This window comes from Terriglobus sp. 2YAB30_2, from assembly GCF_052114765.1.
Taxonomy (GTDB): domain Bacteria; phylum Acidobacteriota; class Terriglobia; order Terriglobales; family Acidobacteriaceae; genus Terriglobus.
The window spans coordinates 104,820-123,536 of record NZ_JBFRFJ010000010.1 but is presented as its reverse complement, the minus strand read 5'-3'; the positions used below and the strand labels follow the sequence as shown (position 1 = coordinate 123,536).

Genomic DNA, 18,717 nt, shown 5'->3' with positions numbered 1-18,717 from the left:
AACGCTCTACCGCAGTAATGCGTTGGTGCACCAGATGGCAGCTTCCTGTCCGTGGAAGTCCCCGGTACGGCGGCGGCGAGCGTAGTAGTAGGCAAGGTCATTCTTTTTGCCGGTGCCTTCGCACACCTGCGTGATGTCGCTGTTCTGATCGATATAGCCTGCCACCGCGATCCATCCCTTACGTGCCGCGGGACCGTACTCTGCCTCCGGCAGCCAGCCGTTCTTAACACCGGTGATGAAGGCGTAGGTAAACATCGCCGAGCTCGAACTCTCCGGCCAGGCATCGTCTTTATCGATCAGCTCACGCCACATGCCGTCCTTGCCCTGGTACTTCAGAAGGCCGGCCATCATCAGCTTGTAGCCCTTCAGGATTCGCGCACGGTCGGGATGATTGTCAGGCAGGTCACGCAGCATCTCAGCCATTCCCACGGCGACCCAGCCGTCACCCCGTCCCCAGAAGAAAGGAACATCGGGCGCGTGATGGAACAGGCCGTTCGGCTGCTGCAGCTTATCGAGATAGCTCACCATCTCCTTTGCGGTGCGGTCCAGGTACTTCTTGTCGCCCGAGGCGCGATACTCCTGCAGCTGCAGGATGGTTAGCATGTACATGTCGTCGATCCAGTAGCGGGTCTCAGCCGAAAGGCCGTCCGGCTGCGGATTCTCCCACTGACGGTCAGCCCAGCTCTTGCCGTAGCTGGCATACTTCTCGTCCTTGGTCAGGATGCCGATCTCGATGGGCACGATGCCGAAGATCGAGTCGTCCACGTGCCGCCGCTGCGGAATACGGGACTCCTCGGCGCCGCCGGGCATCAGCGGCTCGAACTTCTTGATCAGCTTGTCGCGGAGATCGGTGTCGCTGGTGAGCTTTGAGAACTCCAGCGATCCGTACCATGCCCCGACTTCTGAGTAGTGGATCGTCGCCGTGTACTGGTGCGGGCTCACAACAAAATGGTCGGCCAGCTTCTTCCCGACGACCTTGGGGTCGGTATTTTCCGGCCAGTTCGTAAAGTACTTGTCACCGGGCTTCTGAGCCAACAGAGCCGTCGCAAAGAGAGGTAGAGCAGCCAGGATGCGGAGCTTCATACGAAAACGATTTCTCCTTCTAGAACGAGAGGATTGTACCGAATGGAGCCACCATTGAGTACTCCGTTTTTTTCGCCGTTTCAATGGAATCAGCAGGAGTTAGCGCTAACAATGCCGCGACGAACCCCTCCCTCGGCGGAGGGATACCATTCACTCGCTCACGAATGAGCAATCATATTCTGAACCGCCTGCGCAGGCCGGTCGGCTGCCGCATTCCCACGCCTGACAATAAGCAGGCTGTTGCTGGCGATCAGTGCCAGGCACGCCGTCATATAAGGAATCCATTCGTTATACAAACGGATCTCCAGCGGATCCCCTGTATAGAACATCACCGCGACCCAGAGCGGAAGCAGGTACGCGCAGCGGCGCAGCCGTGTATCCGAAACTCTGTCATGAAACAGGACCAGCGGGATCCAGAGAAAACCGAAGGTGCTGGCAAAGAGAGGCCAGTGCGTCGGGTTGGAGACGATACGCAGATTGTTCTGCCAGGAGATCACAATGCCGGTTCCGTGTCCTCCGGTCATTTGCTCGCACCACATCACCAGGAGCTGCCATACCACCAACTGAGCGGCTGCCTCGACCAACACAAGAGGACGAATCTGCCGCCATGCCTGGCGCAGGGAAAACTCCTCCGGCAAAGAGCAGACAACAAACAGCAGCGGCAGGAACATCGTCGTCTCACGATTCAGCGTTCCAACCAGAAAAGCCACGTAATAAAGCCATCGTTTACGGCTGATCAGAGCGTATAAGCCGGTCCCGAAAAATATCGGCGTGGTCAGATCATAGGGAAACTGCGCTCGAATATCAAAGGAGAGCAGCTCGTGGGTGTCGAGCATGTAGATGGCCGCCAGAGAGATCCATTGCCACGGGGTCTGGCGTCCCAGTAGTTGGCGGATCAGCGTCCAGGTCACTACAACCATCAGAAGTGACGCGATGAAGCCGGTAAGAAACAGAACCTGCTGCTCCGGAGTCATGGTGCGCTTGCCCAGATGAAACAACCGGGTACCATGCAAATGCAGAAATGCCCGGTAGACCCACTCCATGAAGATGCGCCGGCGGTACGGGCTTTCAACGTGACCATAGGCGAAATCCTGCAGGGTAAACGCGGGCCCCAGAGTGATGGAAAATCCCTGCGCGAACTGGAAGCAGCCAGCAATACACAGCATCCAGAAGAGAAGATTGCGCTTCCCGCCGGAGCCGCTGTCGCCGGAAACCGTTAGCGGCTGAACCTCGGTCTTAGGCATACTTCAAGCTACCATGCCGAACAGAACGGAGTGATAAACGCAACCCGATAGATATCCTTGATCCGGAAGTGAGTTGTAGATCGTAATTATTGGCGTTTCCAGAGAAATAACGGTGTACGAAACTCGCGTCAGCATTACTCCTCCGCCGTGCGCGAGTGACCAATTGCCTTCTCAACCGACCGCGGAGCGCGCAGAAGCGCCGGATCGAACTTGTAGAACGCCACCAGCAACAGGACTCCGAAAACCATCATGAGCAGCGTATCGGTCGCCAGCATTCCCGGCATGCCGAAAGCCGCATAACCTCGTCCATCCAGCCACGTAACATAACTGGTCGGCAGATTTGCCGCGCTGAAGAGTACTGACATCTGCGTCGCCGCGAGCGGATTCTCATTCCCCGTCAACTGGAAGACGATTGCCGTTAGTGCAGTGAAGTTGATTCCCTGGCAGAAGTTATAGAGCAGCACCAACAGCGCATAGCTTGCAGCCGAGCGCGGACAAAAAATCGCGACTCCGGTCGCGATCGAGGTGGCTGCGCCGGCACAGATATAGACCTTCATCCGCGAAAACCGATCGGCCAACGGACCTCCAGCGAGACACCCCAGCGAACAGGCGATGGCGACTCCCGCACCGCAAACGGTCGTCACCCAGCCCGGAGAGACAGCAAAGTCGTTCCCCAACCCGGAAAAGACATTGTTCAATGCGAATGCACCCGCAGGCAGAAGGAACGTAATCAATCCGAGCAGCACATCGCGATGCCGCAGGATCTTTCCCAGATCGCGGAAGAGGCTACCGAAGACAACCGCAGACGAACGAGCTGGACTCACAGGTCGTGGAAATAGCGAAAAGAGTATCAACGCAGGCACAAGAAAGAGCACCGCCGTCAGCACTGCCGCCATCATGCCGGGTTCAAACCGGCGGACCAGGAAGATCGCCGAGACTCCGAAGAGCGCGGCGCCACCGAGATTTGCGATCTGGTACCAGGAGCCGAGGTGCCCGCGATGCTCGTCCTCCACCATCTCCGCGAGCCATCCGCCTGCGGCAGATTGAAAGAGGTTTGTTGCCAGACATCCAAGCGTGAGATCGGCTGTAAAAAGGACCAGGTGCCGTGTCAGCAGGACACTGGAGGCGATGCACACCGCCATCACGGTCAGCCATATCCAGACCCAGGTACGCCGCGAGAGGCCGACATCCACGATCGGAGCCGCGACAAATCCCCAGAAGCTTGGGGAAAACGCAATCGCCGAGATCGTCGCGATGCGCGCTACCGAGACACCCTGAGTGCTGAGCAGCAGCGGCATGGTGGTGTTGATGAAGCCGTAGAAGAAGCCGAGCGGCAGGTTGGCGAACCCGGTCACCCACATTGGCAATTGTCGCTGCATGGATGAGATGACTATAGCGCCCGATCAAGCCCGCCAAAGAAAAAGCGCCGCAAACGCGGCGCTTTCTTATTCCATTATTCCTTTATTCAATTACTTGGTAGCGACCGCTTCCTGCGCCACGGCAGCCTTCAGAGCGGCAGCCTTGTCGGTCTTCTCCCAGGTGAACGCATCGCCGGTGCGGCCAAAGTGGCCGTAGGCTGCGGTCTGCTTGAAGATCGGGCGGCGAAGCTCGAGGGTCTCGATGATGCCCTTCGGCGTCAGCGAGAAGTTGGCGCGGACAGCCTCAGTGATCTTCGCCTCGGAGACCTTGCCGGTTCCAAAGGTGTCTACCAGAACCGAAACCGGCTCGGCGACGCCGATGGCGTAAGCAAGCTGAACCTCGGCGCGATCGGCCAGACCGGCAGCGACGATGTTCTTGGCGATGTAGCGGGCCATGTAGGCAGCCGAACGGTCGACCTTGGTCGAGTCCTTGCCGGAGAAGGCGCCGCCACCGTGACGGCCCATGCCGCCGTAGGTGTCGACGATGATCTTGCGGCCGGTCAGACCGGAGTCACCCATCGGTCCGCCGATAACGAAGCGGCCGGTCGGGTTGATGTGGTACTTGGTGTCGGCATCCAGAAGCTCGGCAGGAATGACGGCCTGGATCACGTTCTTCAGGATGTCGGCATGAAGCTGCTCGTTGGTCAGCGTCGATTTCGGATCGCGGTCCTTGAACTCGGCATGCTGGGTCGAGATAACCACTGCGTCCACACGGACGGGCTTGTGGTTCTCGTCGTACTCCACCGTGACCTGGCTCTTGCCGTCAGGACGCAGGTACGGCATCAGGCCGTTCTTGCGGACCTCGGAGAGGCGAAACGACAGCTTGTGCGCCAGCGCGATCGGAGTCGGCATCAAGTCCGGGGTCTCGTTGGTGGCATAACCGAACATCATGCCCTGGTCGCCGGCGCCGCCGGTATCCACACCCTGGGCGATGTCAGGCGACTGGCTGTTGATCGAAGAGATGACGGCGCAGGTCTGGCTGTCGAAGCCCTTCAGAGCGTCGTCATAGCCGATGCCCTTCACCGTGTTGCGGACGATGGTCTGGAAGTCGACGTACGCCTTGGTCGTGATCTCGCCGGCAACCACCACCAGGCCGGTGCAGGTGAGGGTCTCACAAGCGACGCGGCTATAGGGGTCCTGCTCCAGGCAGGCGTCCAGGATTGCATCCGATACCTGATCGGCAATCTTGTCAGGGTGTCCCTCGGTTACGGACTCACTGGTAAACAGAAAACGGTCGCGTGTCGCCAAAACTACTTCCTCCAATGCCGCGTTGCAGCTCGTGTGATGCACTATTCATTTTACGCGTTTGTGCCCATTCCGGGGCGGATTTGCAGCGAGCGGGGCGTTTAGAGGGCCGAACGGAGTCATTTCCCGGCAAAAGGAACGACGGCCGATGCATCGGCCGCCGTCAGGTACCTCAAACAACAGGAGTTAGAAGACGATCTTTGCTCCAAGCTGCATGATCCGCTTGTCACGATAGCTGGTGATATTACCTGCGGTCGAACTGTACGAGGTCACATTCGTGGCCGCGTTATAGCCCGTCACAATGCTGGAAGTCGTTACGCCGTCAGGATTGGTGTGATTGAACAGGTTGTAGGCCTCGCCGCGAAGCTGCACGGTCAGGCGCTCATAGATTCGGATGTTCTTGAAGGCGCCCAAATCAGCACGCCACCAGCCCGGACCTTCGATGATGTTGCGTTGCGCGTTTCCACCACGGAACTGACCGGCGGGCACCGCAGTATATGCAGCCACGTTGTACCAGTGAGCACGCGTGTGGATCGGATAGTTGGAACCGGCGACATTCGGATCGGCAACACGGTCAGGACGTCCACCCGCCACACTGCTTCCCAGAAAGCCGACCCCGGCAGGATCCAGACCCGAGGTGGTTGCATTCAACGGTAAGCCACTGTTGACGAACGCGATGGCCGAGACCTCCCAGCCTCCCAGCAGACGACCGGTCAAGCCCTTCTGCTCATAGAAGAACGGAATCGCCCACACAGCGTTCATGTTGAACATGTGGCGGCGGTCGGCGGCGGAACGGCCATACTCCGCCGCGGGGTTCGAGGAGATCTGAGGAGCGCCGGTGCGGTCGGCATTGGCGTTGGTCAGAGCCTTCGAGTAGGTGTAGTTTATGCCGATCTGCGAACCATGCGAGAACTGCCGCTTGCTCGAGAACTGCAGCGAGTTGTAGTTGCCCGTGAAGATGGGCTGAATCGAGTTGATGGCCTGGTACCCCTTGTACGGACGAACGCGGTTCACGAGAACCGTATTGCTGCTCGTAACGGTCGTGTTGTTCGTCAATGCCGCAAATGCGCCCGCCGAAGCCTCGTTGATGTCCACCAGGCCAATTAAGTGAACCTGGTGGCTGCCGACATAAGCGAGTTCCATAAAGACGTTACCGGGGAGCTGCTTCTGCAGACTGAGCGAGTACTGCTGGTTATATGGCGTCCTCATCTTCGGGGCGGTGGCGCGGATCAGCTGAGCCGCGTAGCTGGTGTTCGCCGAAACCGCCGCCGGGTTATCGAAGCCGGTGTTCGAAATACTTGGGGTCAGAATAAACGGCGGATTCTGGAAGATGTTCTGCTCGTAGGTACCGAACAGCGACGAGTCATACGCGATGCCATAGCCGCCGCGCAACGACGTTCTTCCATCACCAAAGACGTCATAGGCAAAACCGACGCGAGGTGCAAAGTTCAGCTTGTCTTCCTTGCCAACCTTGTTTCCGTACGGAGAATTGGTGCCGTTGACGGTGGTGCCGTTCGCCTGACTGCCCACCAGCTTGCCGTTCACGCTCACACCATTGGTAATGGCCTGCGAGTAGGTGACTGAGCCGTTCGGGGTAACGCCGGTGCACGGAGCTCCGACAACGCAGAGCAGACCATTGGTATCGATGGTTGCCGCGTTCGCGGAGTTGTAGAGCGACGGATCGAACGTTGTAAGTCCGTGATTATTGTCAGTCGGCTGAGCAAAGTAGGAGTAACGAACACCGAAGTTGAAGGTAAAGCGCGGCGTGACCTTCCAGTCATCTTGCGCGAAGACCTCAAACTGGTTGCTGGTTACACTCGGCGTTACGTCCACCGAAGCCTGGCTGAAGGTCGTGACGTAGCCTGTCAGGAAGTTCGCCCAGGACTGCTGGTAGTTCTGCGCACCGGAACCCGTGGGAGCGTTGCCGTTGCTGAACGCGAAGCTGCCCGCGTTCGCTGCGGCGTTGTTCTCCGTCTTGGTGTAGTTGTTAAAGGTCGCACCAAACTTCAGTGTGTGCGTGTGAGCCACAATCGACACATTGCCGAAGATATTGTGGTTCCGGTTGTAGTCACGGTACGGTCCGTAGGTGGCAAGAGTCGTGCCGCCCGTAAACGTCAGGGTTGGAACACGCGGTAGCGTGGAGGTATACGGCAGCGTCGGCTTGATGTCAGGCGAGTTGGCGTTCAACATCTTGCCGGTCGGGTCACTCAGCAATGCGCCATAGGAATATGCATAGCCGCCCTCAACCAGAAGACGCGGTGAGATCACATAAGTTGCGTGCCCCAGGTAGATACGCCCGGGCGCGTTGGTCGCGGTGGTATTGACGCCGGGATAGCCGCTTCCTTGAAATAGGCCGCCCGGTTCAATCGTGGGGATCGAGTCGTTGATAATGCGGAAGAAAGCGCTCAGCTTGCTTCCGAAGGTCTGATCGATACGGCCGATCTGCTGGTTGCCGTTATAGATATTGCGCTGTGGCGACAACACCAGGGTTCCGGTCGAGTCGGGAGCCCCTACACCCGCAAAGATGTCTTTCAAATAGGCCTGTGCCATCGGGCTGCTAACAGACACAGATGTTGTCCCCGCATTGCGGCATTTACCGAGGTTCGACGAAGTCGTATCCGGTTGACCCGGCAGATAGGTGCTCTGGTAAGTGCAAACGGGAGAGGTGAACGTACCGGCGCGCTCCGCAAGCGATGGAACGCCGGTCAAGGTAATAGGTTTATAAAGAACGACGCGGCGTAGTTCCTGCGAATAGAAGAAGAACGTTCCGTGCTTGCGCCCGTCGTAGACATTTGGAATCCAAACAGGACCGCCGAAGGTGCCCCCGAAGTCGTTATAGCGCAGCAGGCTGCGTGCGGAGGTGGTTTTGGCTGCCCCGGAAGGAGTCGTCGTCAGCTTGTTCAGCGTGTCGTTGGCGTTGAAGATGTCGTTGCGGACAAACTCATACGCGGTTCCGTGAAACTGCGTTGAGCCGCTCTTGGTAATCACGTTGACCTGGCCGCTCGCGGCGCGTCCATATTCGGCACTGTAGCTTCCACGCATTGTCTTGAATTCCGCAATGGCGTCGACCGACGGATAGGTCAGCAGCGTTGAATTGGATCCGCGATCCACATTGTCCGCGCCGTCCACCGTCCAGGCATTGCCGGATGTACGAGATCCATTGACAGAGAAATTCACCACATTCGTGGTGCCCACAGGATTTGAGTTACCGATGTAGATCTGGTCGCCACCGGTGTAAGCAACACCCGGCTGCAGGCCGACGAGCTGTTCGTAGTTACGGGTTGAGAGAACCAGCTCACGCATTTGCGTACCGTCCACCACAGACTGCTGGGCTCCGCTCTCCAGATTGATGGCCTGAGCTTCCGCAGCCACGTCAATGCTGACTGCCGCAGCGCCCGGCTTGAGCTCGCGGTTAAAAGTAAGTGTGTCATTCGCGTGCAGGACGATGTCCTTGAGGCTAAGGTCACCGAAACCGGAAGCCGAGATCGCTATTTGATAGCGGCCCAGCGGCAGAGAGGTTGCGGTATAAAAGCCGGCGCTGTTCGTGGTTACGGTACGGACGACCAGCCCCTGGTCGACATAGGTCATGGTGACCTTCGCTCCGCTGACCGCTGCTCCGGTTGGATCGGTCACGGTACCGCTGATACTACCTGTCACGGACTGTGCCAAGGCGGGCATACCGGTCAGCAGCAGTACAGCCGCGACGGTACACAAATACTGCAAAATGCGCTTCATAGTGGAACTGCCTCCTCAAAATGGCGAACAAAAGAGGAATCGCCAAACAACAATTTGGTTGGAAATGGGGGGTGCTGACGCGCCCCTTTAAAAGAGTTGGCTGCGCCGCGTGGATGGCCTTTGTGTTGCAAGCAGTTGAATATGCTGCAACAGGATTGTCAACGAAGATTTTGTGCAGCTGACGGGCAAACGATCATTCCATCTGATCAAAGACGGCGGTTAAGCAGATACCATGCCAGCGCTGCCAGGAACAGGAAAACGAGCCCCATCAGCGCAACCCCGGCCCAACGCAACCGGATCGCGGGGTCGGCTGCCTGGTCAGAGTTCGCCATATTTTCGGTAAATGCGAGCCAGTCGGCGTCATCGTGCTTTAGAGAGCCACTACTGCGATAGCTCTCTATAAAGCGGTCATGCCATTCCTGCTCATCGAGTCCGACGACGCGAGCATAGCTACGCACCATGCCGCGGTTGAATACCCCGCCGGGCAGATCTTTGAAGCGTTCCTCTTCCAGGGATTCCAGATGACGGACAGCAATTTTTGTCCTCTCCGAGATCATCTCCAGCGATATCCCACGCTCCGCACGTGCGCGCCGCAGTTGCTCTCCGAATCCAGCCATGGATCCGTTCACCATGGTCTCCCCGTCACCCGAATATTATTTTCTTGAGCATAGAGACAGAATCCTATCGCGTCAAAGACAAGTACCCCGCTCTATCGACTAGACTAGCAGTAACGTGCGACTCCCCTTCCCAACCAAGTTTCCCCTGTGGGGCGCAATCCTATTTGCCATCGTGCTCTGCCTCTTGGAAGTACTTCAGGGCACATCGACCTTTTTCACGCTGGGCGTATTTGCATACGTCATCGTCTCGACCCTGGCCTTCAATGCAGCGGGTGGCCTGTCGACGCCCAGCGGAGGCTACATCTTCTTCCAGGTCGTCCTGACAGCTTTGCTTGGCTTTGTGATGAAGGCCGTCTTGTGGGAGGCGGCAGACAGCAGGCTGCGCGTACCTGAAACCACCATCCTGGCCAACGTCGGCTTCAGCCTGATCATGCTGATCGCCGTTTATGTGAAGCGGCCGTTGACCAAAAAACCTGCCCTTCTCAGCGGCCTCCTTACACCCGCCAGCACACGACAGGCGACCCTCGGTTGCATCATCATCGCCATCGTCATTGATATTTACGGAGCCATTGAGGGCTTAGGAGAAGGTTCTCTTGCAAGCGCACTGAACCGAGCGAATATCTTTCTTCCTCTCGCCATCCTGATTGGTACGTTCGACACAGTCAGGCGTAGCGGAGGGCGCAAGAATGTGAGCTTAATCGCAGTCTTCGCGGGTGTTTACTCCTTTTTGGTCGTCGGTATCCTGAGGTACTCCAAGGAAGCAATGCTGGCGAGCCTTGTCGCCTGGCTGATCGCTGTGGCCGCCAGTGGCGGCAGGCTCTCTCTCCGGCAGATTGCCTTCATTCTCGTAGCAGGTGCAGGAATCGTGTACTTCCTGGTGCCATATGCGCAGGGAGGCCGGGTTGACAGAGCTACCCCAGGCAATCAGATCGACAAGGCGATAACTAACCTTTCCCGTATCGACGAGTTTCGTGCCCAAATGGCTTCAGAAGCAGCGGACGCGGAGCACCAGCCAAACGAACCGCTGTTCTATGACGCGAAGGTGGGATTTCTCGAGCGTTTCCAGATGATCAGTTGGGATGACGCGTTGATAGAAACGGCCGTTAACCAGAGCAAACTCGGCTACACCCCGCTTGTGACGTACATTTACAACGTAGTGCCCCACTTCCTATGGCCCGATAAACCCGTGACAATTTGGGGGAATTTTTACGCCCATCGCATCGGTCTACTCGCCGACGACGACCTCTTTACAGGCGTCTCGTTTTCGCCAGTAGCAGAGGTATTTCTGATGGACGGCTGGAACAGTCTCTTCTTCGTCTCTCCTTTTGTTTACATCATCGTCTTTGCGGTCATCGATTCGGTAGGGGGCGACGTTCGCTATAGCCCCTGGGGCCTCTTTTTCACAATGATCTCATCCCATAATGCCAATGAAGGCGTACTTGCTACCCCTATCACGATGGCAACATTCCTGGCGCCTCTGCTGATCGGGCTCGCCTATTTCACGGTATATGTACTTCCTCTCATCGGCGCCCTGCTGCTGCCGCGCAGCCGCGCAGCAATCATGCAGGGCCGCACCCAGCCAAGACTCGTCCGTGAAACGCAAAGCTAGAGCGGATGCCCTGCGGGTGTCGTGCAGGGCATCCGCATCTATGGGCGTTTTCCGCAATGAAAACGCCGCTGTACGGCTCTTCCGGAATACCCGGTAACAGGGAAAATGCTCTAAAGCATTTCCCTGCGGGTGTCGTGCAGGGCATCCGCATCTATGGGCGTTTTTCGCAATGAAAACGCCGTTGCACGCCTCTTTTGGGATACCCAGCAACAGGGAAAATGCCCTAAGGCGATACACTGCAAAAGCATGAATAAGCTGGTTATTGGAAACCTCGTCCACCGGCCGCTACGCTCGCTGATCAGCGTCTTCGCCGTGGCCATTGAAGTCATCATGATCTTGTCCATTGCGGCAATCATGTTCGGCATGCTGAACGGACAGAAGGTAAGGACCAGCGGCATCGGCGCTGACATGATCACGCACCCCGGCGCGGCATCGAATCTGATAGGCGTCAGCGGCGCCGCAGCTTCCATCAAAGTTGCAGATGTGCTGCGCCCCCTGCCTCATGTCACCGTGGTATCCCCCGTCAACATCAAGCTCTCGTCAGGCGCCACACTAGAGAACATCTACGGCATCGATTTCAAGAGCTTTCAGGATCTTCGCCCCTTCATATTTATCTCCGGTGGTCCCTTCCAGGCTCCTGACGATGCCATCATCGATGACTATGAAGCGGCTCGGGGGACCGGGAAGAAAGTAGGCGACCCCATTCAGATCCTCAACCATACCTTCCGCATTGCGGGTATCGTTGAGCACGGGCGCGGAGGCCGCAAGTTCATCCCGATCGACACCATGGGACAGTTGATTGGTACCGAGGGAAAGGCCAGCTACTTTTATCTCAAGCTTGACGACATCAAAAACAGTGACGCCGTTCGCGCTGAAATCAAGGCGACTCCGGGCATGGAACAGTATGACGTTCAGACCATGGAAGAACTGCTCTCCAGTCTGACACCCGATAAGATGCCTGGGTTCAATGTAGGCCTCCGTACTGTCATCGGCATCGCCATCATCATCGGCTTCCTCGTGATCTTTCAATCCATGTACACCGCGGTCATGGAACGCACCCGTGAGATCGGCATTCTGAAGTCACTCGGCGCCACCAAAGCCGCCATCGTTGGCGTCGTCCTTCGTGAGAGCGGCCTGCTAGCCGTCTGCGGCATCGCGTTGGGAATTGCTGCGACATTCGGCATTCGCGCCGCCCTGCACGCAAAGTTTCCTACGATGGATTTCGAGCTGACCGGACGTTGGATCGCCATTGCAACCCTTCTGGCTCTTGCCGGAGCTCTCTTCGGTGCGCTCTATCCTGCGCTGAAAGCTGCGGCAAAAGATCCTATCGAAGCACTCGCATACGAATAGAGGCATTTTCCCCTGTAGGTCTAGTGTTGGGCTTCCGCATCGATGAGCGTTTTCCGCAAATGAAAATCCCGCCCTTTCTGGGATACCCAGCAACAGGAAAATGTTCTAGACGTATCGGTTACCCGGACAAAAGGGTTATTCGAGCGAAGCTCGAATAACCCTTTTGCCATTTCATAGGACCGGGGTCCCCGGCCAGCTCGCTGGTTGGGGTGGATCGACCACCAGAAGCGAAGAAATCTGCTTCTTGCGTTTGGTTCCAAGAACCCCACCCAGTTCAGAGGCGATCCGTTACTGATAACTTCTAGAGCATTTTCCCTGTTGCTGGGTATTCCGACGGCGGAAGCCCTACTCTACGCCTACAGGGAAAATGTTCTTATCCCAGAAAACCTAACGTACTCTTCGAGAAGTTACTCAGCTCCGGAAACACATTGCTGAGATCCTTGCTCTGCACCCCCAGCCACTGCGCCAGCGTGGCGGCATATTGCGAGCCGGAGGTTGTCGGAATCCAGAGTCCGTTCGTCGCAAAGTCGTCATCGCCCCCGATGACAAGGCTCGGAAAGGTGCCATACATATCACCGCCTTTGACTGCGCCGCCGACGATGAGGTGATGATTGCCCCAGGCGTGGTCGGTGCCACCGCCGCTGTTCACCAGGTGCGAGCGTGCGAAGTCGGTCATGGTGAAGAGCGTCACCTGATCGAACATGTTGATCTCCTGCATGGCAGCCGCAAAGGCGCCGACTGCGCCATCAAGATCTGCGAGGTTCGATGCCTGCATCGGGAGCTGCAGCGTGTGCGTGTCATAGCCTGACACGCTGGAGAGGAAGATCTGCCGGTTGACATCGAAGCGTGAGCGGCCATTGATCATCTGTGCGATGACCTGCAACTGCTGGCCAATATCCGTGTTGGGAAACTTCGTCTGGATGCTGGAGCCTGTGGAAGCGGCATCCAGAAGCAACTTCGTTGTGGACAGGTGGCCACTCTGCATCTCGGAGATCGCATTCGACAACGAGTTAGAGCCCTGTGTCGAGTCCATCTGATTCAGGGAAGGTGTCAAAGACTGCAACGCATTCAGAACAGCCACAGCCCCGTTGCCGGCGCCGATGGAGGCGAGCTCGGTCGTTGTGCCGCTGCCGAGCAACTGCCATCCGCTGGTAGAGACCACGATGGGCGAGCTCGAAAGATTCTGCTTAGCGAGAAGGTCGGCAAGACGTCCGGCCCATCCATTGCTACTGTCAGCCTGTGTAAGCGCGGACTGCCACTCGGCGGCCTGTGCGGTGTGCGAGAACAAGTTGAGCGGGATTTTGCCCGTGGTCTGTCCCTTCTTATAGGGCGTAGTCAATGGACCCGCATTGCATAGCCATGTAGCGTGACCCTGGTTGTAGAGTGAGGCTACATTCTTCAGGCTGGGATGCAGACCGAACAGACGTCCACCACTGGTAGCCTGCAGGCTGGCAAGGCTGGTTCGATCGAGAGCCAGTGCGCCTCTACCGGTGGCGTACTGCGAATAGTACGAGTCGGCAGGAATGACAGTGTTATTTCCATCGTTGCCGCCATCGAGATACACACAGACGATCGCTCGGTAGCCGCTGTTGCTGCTGGTAGCCTGCGCCAGAAGAGGTGCTGAGATCAACCGCGGAATGAGCGGTGCTGCACTCGCTCCCAGTGCAAATTTTGAAGTGTGTTTAAGAAATTCACGCCGATTCATCGTTTGTCCTCTAACTTGTGTTGTGTACTTTACCTATTGAATGGTCTGGTATGCCGCGCTTGAAACCGCCATAAACATCAGGTCGGGGAGCATGGAATTAATCGATGATCCGGTGTTAGCGGCGATGTAATTGGTCAGTGTTGTGCGAACGCTATCGGGCATCTGGCCGTGATACAGGATGTGATTGACGCGCGAAAGAAAATCATCCGTGGAGGTGCAGTTAGAGAACGGTGATGTTCTCCAATCGACCTGGAAGCCCGGTTGCTTGTTGGTGAAGATACTGTAGATCAGGCCAAGCTTGGTGACACCGTTCGCACTGGTAAGCAATTGCGCTTCAGGAGCATAGGTCCCATTGGGAAGCATGTGATCGGGGCTGTAATAGCTGAAGACCGAGGACGGACTGTAGAGGGGTTGTCCCATGGCGGCGTCGACCTTGCGCACCTGGTCGTCCGTATAGACGCCCTGCACTGAGTTCATAACATTCGCCAGGTAGAGAGCGGGATCCATGAAGTGTCCCGTGGCGGGGTCGGCCTGTGCGGCGTCATCGCCTTTGCGGGCTTCTTTATCGAGCAGGATTGCCTTAACCACCGCACCAAGATTGCCACGGACGCCGTTGCCATCATCCGCGAAGACCGCAGCGACGCGAGTGATGTATGCAGGCGAAGGATTGCTGGTTACCAGATGCTGAATCAAACGACGCGAGAGAAATGGACCGTAGTTCGGATGATTGAAGAGCGTATCGACGACCGCATCGAGATCGACCTCCCCTTTTTGCCCCGCCGGCAGTGTGATACCGGGCAAAATATTCTTGGCGCTCTGGTTGTGCCATCCTTCCGCCATGGTCATAGGGACCTGTACCTGGGGGAGAAGCTCTCCCGCACGGGCGTATTTCCATCCACTCAGTGCATTTGCCATGTCCGCGATGTTCGACTGCGTGTAGGTCGGTACTGGCTGTCCATTCGCATCGAGAACGGCTGTTCCATCCTGGTTGAGCTGCACGGTTCCAATCGTCATCAGCTGCATGAACTCGCGAGCGAAGTTCTGGTTGGGCACGATGCCGTTGTAAGCGGCATTATTGGCATTGTCGAGATACGAGCCCATCAAGGGGTTAACCGCAACATCTTTCAGAAGCGTGTGCGCATTGCCAAAGGCATCGTTCTCCAGCAGTGCTTCCCAGTAAGGTCCGCAATCCGTGGAGACACAGGCGCTGCTGCCACTGGCGACATAGACATGTGAGAGCGCGGATGAGACACGCTGACGCAGTGAGTACTGTAGCGACTGGGTATTGCGATAGTACTGTCCGTACGAGAGCCCGGCAATGCTGGTGTAGTCATAAGCCGGATTCTTCAGTTGCTGATCGATCCAACTACTCATGCCCATCTGCTGTACCTGTTGCACAGCGGCCGGCGTCGCTCCGTAGGCAGCCTGCTGCAGGAAACGCACGGCGGCATCGTAGGAGACCGGTAGTCCTTTGACTGAGAGCTGGAGTGTGCCGGTGCTTCCACCGTCGGAGCCGCTCATGCTTCCCTTGATGGCCAGCGTTCCCGAGTCCCATGCCTGCATGGCGGCCTGCACGGAGATCTGTGTATCGCTGATCTTGGTAAAGGTCTGCGACTTGCCGTTGATGGTCAACTGCGAAAGATTCGAGAGGTGGGTCCCGGTAATCGTAAGTGTGGTGGTGGCCCCGGCATCGATCTGCGAGGGCGTGCTACCGGTAAGTATTGGCAGCGCGCGACCTATGGGGAGAGCCAGTGTCGCGGTGACGGAGGGAGTAGCGATCAGAGATACAGTGATATGCGCGGTGGTGCTCGCGGCAATGTTGCTGCCGGCGGTATAAACTCCGTCCGTCGTGACCGAGCCTGAATCAGTACGCCATGTGACAAGCTGTGTTGTCGAGGTGCCGTTGAGCTGTGCCGTAAGCTGCGTGCTCTCTCCTTCGCGAAGAGAGGTCGCAGCGGTGCTGATGGTCAGTGTCTGCGAAATGCCCTTGCCGGAGGCGGTAACAATCAGCGAGCCGGTGCTGGTGGCGAAGGTGATGCCTCCGGTCAAAGTACCGGACTGATCCGGCGTAAACTGCACCGCCAGCGTGCACTTTTCATTGGCAGCAAGTGTGCCAAGACAGAGAGAAGTATCCGAGTGAAAGCTGCCGCTGACGTTGACGCTCTGTACGGTTGCTGCGGCGGTGCCGGTGTTGCTGAGCGTAATGTTCTGTGCGGCGCTGGTGACGCCTACTGAAGTGTCAGGAAAGGCGAGCTGTGTCCCRCTCAGCGTCAATAGTGGCACACCCGGTGATCCGGAGCCGGATGTCGAAGTCCCGGAGGTCGAACCGGATCCTGAAGATGAGCCCGAAATGGACGTACCCGACGGACTACTGCCGCACCCATACAGAGCGATCGATGCGCCAAGTGCAAGGTGGAGAACTACGTTTCCTGTGTGCTTTCTAAAAATACGATTCCACTGCCGCTCAGCCATCGTTCCGCTCCTTCCCGGCTTATCGGCGGTGAGCAGGAATATCGGTGCGCTGTTGCAAAATCGGGCAGTGCTGGTTGCGGCACATAACGCCAAAAAGCCGACGCCAGGACTGCACTTCTGGAAACCGCTGTGTGGACTGCCGGGATGATCCGTTAAAATCCGATATGTGAACGGAAATTACCGTGTTCTTCGTGGAACCCTGCTGGCAGTCGCGGCAATGTTCTTCGCGTTGCACGCCGTACACCTGACTGCTGACTTCCCCAATCACTCCCCTTGGATGGATTGGGCCAAGTACACGGACGAAGGCTGGTACGGCGATGCCGCTATCCGCTACTTTCTGCGGGGCAACTGGTACGTCTCAGGCGACTTCAATCCTGCCGTCGCGCTCCCCGTCTGGCCGCTCCTGGAAGCCATCGTGTTCTCCATCTTCGGCGTCAGCCTGGCCACGGCACGCGGCCTGGCCATCGGGGTCTTCGGCGGCATTCTGCTCGTGACCTATCTGCTGCTTCGCCGCATGCGCCAGGGCTCGCTGGTGCCTGCCGTAGCGGTTTTGTTATTGGCCGTAAGCCCGTTCATCTACGCATTCACCCGGCTCGCCATCCTGGAGCCATTGCTCATCTTGCTGACCCTGCTCGGCTTATACGCAGGATCCTTTCTGCAACCGGCAGCGACCGGACGCGCGAGATGGCTGCCGGTGATTGCTCTTGGCATCATTCTGCCCCTCATGGTGCTGACTAAGACGACGGCGGTCTTTCTGCTACCCGCCATCTTCTGGATGGTCTTCGCGCAGTCTGAATACAACTGGCGAGCGGCACTGCGGTTTGCCCTGCCGGCAGGCGTGATTGCCGCCGCGATCTGGGGCGGATACTTCCTGCTCTTCGTCCGGCCGCATTACCTGGCTGACTACCGCTACCTGTTCAGCGCAAATTCGTACACCAGCTTCGGCAAAGAGCCTTTATGGAAGGTGATCGCCAATACCTTCCGCGATGGCATGTGGATGGGACGAGCCTCCTACTCCCTGGTTGCCATCGCGCTTGGGGCGGTCGTTTTAACCCATCGGAGGGCCTGGCGCAACCCGCTCTATGTCTCGCTTCTGCTATGGGTAGGCGGCTACTTCTTTTTCCTGGCATATCACAACAATCTTCAGCCCAGGTATTACCTGGTGATCGCGGTTCCGCTGACGATCCTGCTGGCCATCTCGCTGACGTTGCTCTCTGAGGACCGCGCGATGGTGCGCGGCGCGGCTGCTGCGGCATTAACAATCGTCGCAGTGCTGCACGCGGCAGAGACCGTCCACTACGTACGCAATCCGGAGTACACCTACCTGAATGCGGCCCGCCAGATCCGCTCCCTCATCGATGCGGACCCGCGCGGCAATCACCTGGTCCTCTCCATCTCCGGATCGAACCTGGCTCTGATGACCGGACTGCCGGCCATTTGTGACGACTTCGGCACCATGGCTTTGGACCAGCGAGTCGCCGCCTACAAGCCCGGATGGTTCATCACCTGGAACCTGGTGGAAGACGACAAAATGGATGCCCTGGCGCCGCTGTATAAGCTGACGCGGGTCGCCGAATATCCAGCACTCGACGACCCGGAGCGCAATCTGCTTATCGTCTACCGCCTTGACCCGAAGCCTGCTACACCCGCCCCCACGAAAAAGAAAACACGCAGGCGGCCACAGTTCATGGCCACCTCGCTCCGCGATGGAGAGGCAAAGGTCTCGCTCGACGACGAATAACTTAGAGCATTTTCCCTGTTGCTGGGTATCCCGGGAGCAGCGTGCAGCGGCGTTTTCATTGAGGAAAACGCCCATAGATGCACAAGCCCTACACGACACCTACAGGAAAAATGCTCTAGGCCTTTTTCGGCTCCCAGAGGGCAAACATCGCGCCAGTGGGATCAAGCAGGATCGAGAAGGCCCCCATCCCTTCCACCGTATCGCCATGCAGGAGCTTCGCACCGAGAGAGACGGCTTGATCGGTCGACTCTTTCAGATTCTCAACGCCGACGTACGGAGTCCACTGGGTGGGAGCTCCCGGCATCGTGAACATGCCGCCACCCGGGCCGGAGTCGGTCTGGAAGATGGAGTAAACCCCTACGGGCATCTGGTGATCCTGGTAGGTCCATCCGCATAACTCGCCGTAGAAGGCCTTTGCTGCGGCCAGATCCGGCGTCGTCAGTTCAAGGTGTACGAAAGGTAGCTTTGCCATGCGGGAAGAGTGCTCTCGCCCTACCG

General features: G+C 57.5%; 12 protein-coding genes. 3 read left to right on the top strand and 9 right to left on the bottom strand.

Annotation, left to right across the window (positions count from 1 at the left end; translation table 11 throughout):
- Positions 1-6: 6 nt before the first annotated feature.
- The 6 genes from AB4Y89_RS15985 to AB4Y89_RS15960 form a co-directional block, all read right to left on the bottom strand.
- Positions 7-1,083, bottom strand: a complete 1,077-nt coding sequence (locus AB4Y89_RS15985) for a glycoside hydrolase family 88/105 protein (protein WP_442301938.1) — start codon at positions 1,081-1,083, stop codon at positions 7-9.
- 158 nt (positions 1,084-1,241) lie between these two features.
- A complete protein-coding gene (locus AB4Y89_RS15980; protein ID WP_442301937.1) occupies positions 1,242-2,327 on the bottom strand; it encodes a hypothetical protein in 1,086 nt (361 codons plus the stop codon).
- Between the two features lie 134 nt (positions 2,328-2,461).
- Positions 2,462-3,706 carry an MFS transporter gene (locus AB4Y89_RS15975; RefSeq protein ID WP_442301936.1) on the bottom strand — a complete coding sequence of 415 codons (1,245 nt, stop codon included), beginning with the start codon at positions 3,704-3,706 and terminating at the stop codon, positions 2,462-2,464.
- A gap of 90 nt (positions 3,707-3,796) precedes the next feature.
- Positions 3,797-4,993 (bottom strand): methionine adenosyltransferase, encoded by a 1,197-nt coding sequence (gene metK, locus AB4Y89_RS15970; protein WP_442301935.1) that lies wholly within the window; start codon positions 4,991-4,993, stop codon positions 3,797-3,799.
- 183 nt (positions 4,994-5,176) lie between these two features.
- The gene (locus AB4Y89_RS15965) at positions 5,177-8,725 is read right to left on the bottom strand and encodes a TonB-dependent receptor domain-containing protein (RefSeq protein ID WP_442301934.1); all 3,549 of its coding nucleotides are present in this window, start codon (positions 8,723-8,725) and stop codon (positions 5,177-5,179) included.
- Positions 8,726-8,931: 206 nt separating this feature from the next.
- Positions 8,932-9,357: a helix-turn-helix domain-containing protein gene (locus AB4Y89_RS15960; protein WP_442301933.1), complete on the bottom strand. Its 426-nt coding sequence runs from the start codon at positions 9,355-9,357 to the stop codon at positions 8,932-8,934.
- Positions 9,358-9,526: 169 nt separating this feature from the next.
- On the opposite strand from AB4Y89_RS15960, the gene AB4Y89_RS15955 reads away from it, so the two are divergent.
- Positions 9,527-10,951, top strand: a complete 1,425-nt coding sequence (locus tag AB4Y89_RS15955; protein WP_442301932.1) for a hypothetical protein — start codon at positions 9,527-9,529, stop codon at positions 10,949-10,951.
- Between the two features lie 246 nt (positions 10,952-11,197).
- Positions 11,198-12,301, top strand: coding sequence for an ABC transporter permease (locus tag AB4Y89_RS15950; RefSeq protein ID WP_442301931.1), 1,104 nt, complete (start codon positions 11,198-11,200; stop codon positions 12,299-12,301).
- 373 nt (positions 12,302-12,674) lie between these two features.
- On the opposite strand, the gene AB4Y89_RS15945 is transcribed toward AB4Y89_RS15950, so the two are convergent.
- A complete protein-coding gene (locus AB4Y89_RS15945) occupies positions 12,675-14,006 on the bottom strand; it encodes a DUF1501 domain-containing protein (RefSeq protein ID WP_442301930.1) in 1,332 nt (443 codons plus the stop codon).
- Between the two features lie 33 nt (positions 14,007-14,039).
- Entirely contained in the window at positions 14,040-16,289 is a 2,250-nt protein-coding gene (locus tag AB4Y89_RS15940; RefSeq protein WP_442301929.1) for a DUF1800 family protein, read from the bottom strand.
- A gap of 355 nt (positions 16,290-16,644) precedes the next feature.
- Between AB4Y89_RS15940 and AB4Y89_RS15935 the strand changes: the two genes are divergently transcribed.
- Positions 16,645-18,219 carry an ArnT family glycosyltransferase gene (locus tag AB4Y89_RS15935; protein ID WP_442301928.1) on the top strand — a complete coding sequence of 525 codons (1,575 nt, stop codon included), beginning with the start codon at positions 16,645-16,647 and terminating at the stop codon, positions 18,217-18,219.
- A 115-nt stretch (positions 18,220-18,334) separates the two neighbouring features.
- Here the strand turns inward: AB4Y89_RS15935 and AB4Y89_RS15930 are convergent, their stop codons facing one another.
- A complete protein-coding gene (locus AB4Y89_RS15930) occupies positions 18,335-18,691 on the bottom strand; it encodes a VOC family protein (protein ID WP_442301927.1) in 357 nt (118 codons plus the stop codon).
- Positions 18,692-18,717 lie beyond the last annotated feature (26 nt).

Coding starts and splice junctions, on each gene's coding strand:
- AB4Y89_RS15965 (WP_442301934.1), bottom strand. CDS start 8,725: ATGAAGCGCATTTTGCAGTATTTGTGTACCGTCGCGGCTGTACTGCTG.
- AB4Y89_RS15980 (WP_442301937.1), bottom strand. CDS start 2,327: ATGCCTAAGACCGAGGTTCAGCCGCTAACGGTTTCCGGCGACAGCGGC.
- AB4Y89_RS15960 (WP_442301933.1), bottom strand. CDS start 9,357: ATGGTGAACGGATCCATGGCTGGATTCGGAGAGCAACTGCGGCGCGCA.
- AB4Y89_RS15985 (WP_442301938.1), bottom strand. CDS start 1,083: ATGAAGCTCCGCATCCTGGCTGCTCTACCTCTCTTTGCGACGGCTCTG.
- AB4Y89_RS15950 (WP_442301931.1), top strand. CDS start 11,198: ATGAATAAGCTGGTTATTGGAAACCTCGTCCACCGGCCGCTACGCTCG.
- AB4Y89_RS15945 (WP_442301930.1), bottom strand. CDS start 14,006: ATGAATCGGCGTGAATTTCTTAAACACACTTCAAAATTTGCACTGGGA.
- AB4Y89_RS15975 (WP_442301936.1), bottom strand. CDS start 3,706: ATGCAGCGACAATTGCCAATGTGGGTGACCGGGTTCGCCAACCTGCCG.
- AB4Y89_RS15930 (WP_442301927.1), bottom strand. CDS start 18,691: ATGGCAAAGCTACCTTTCGTACACCTTGAACTGACGACGCCGGATCTG.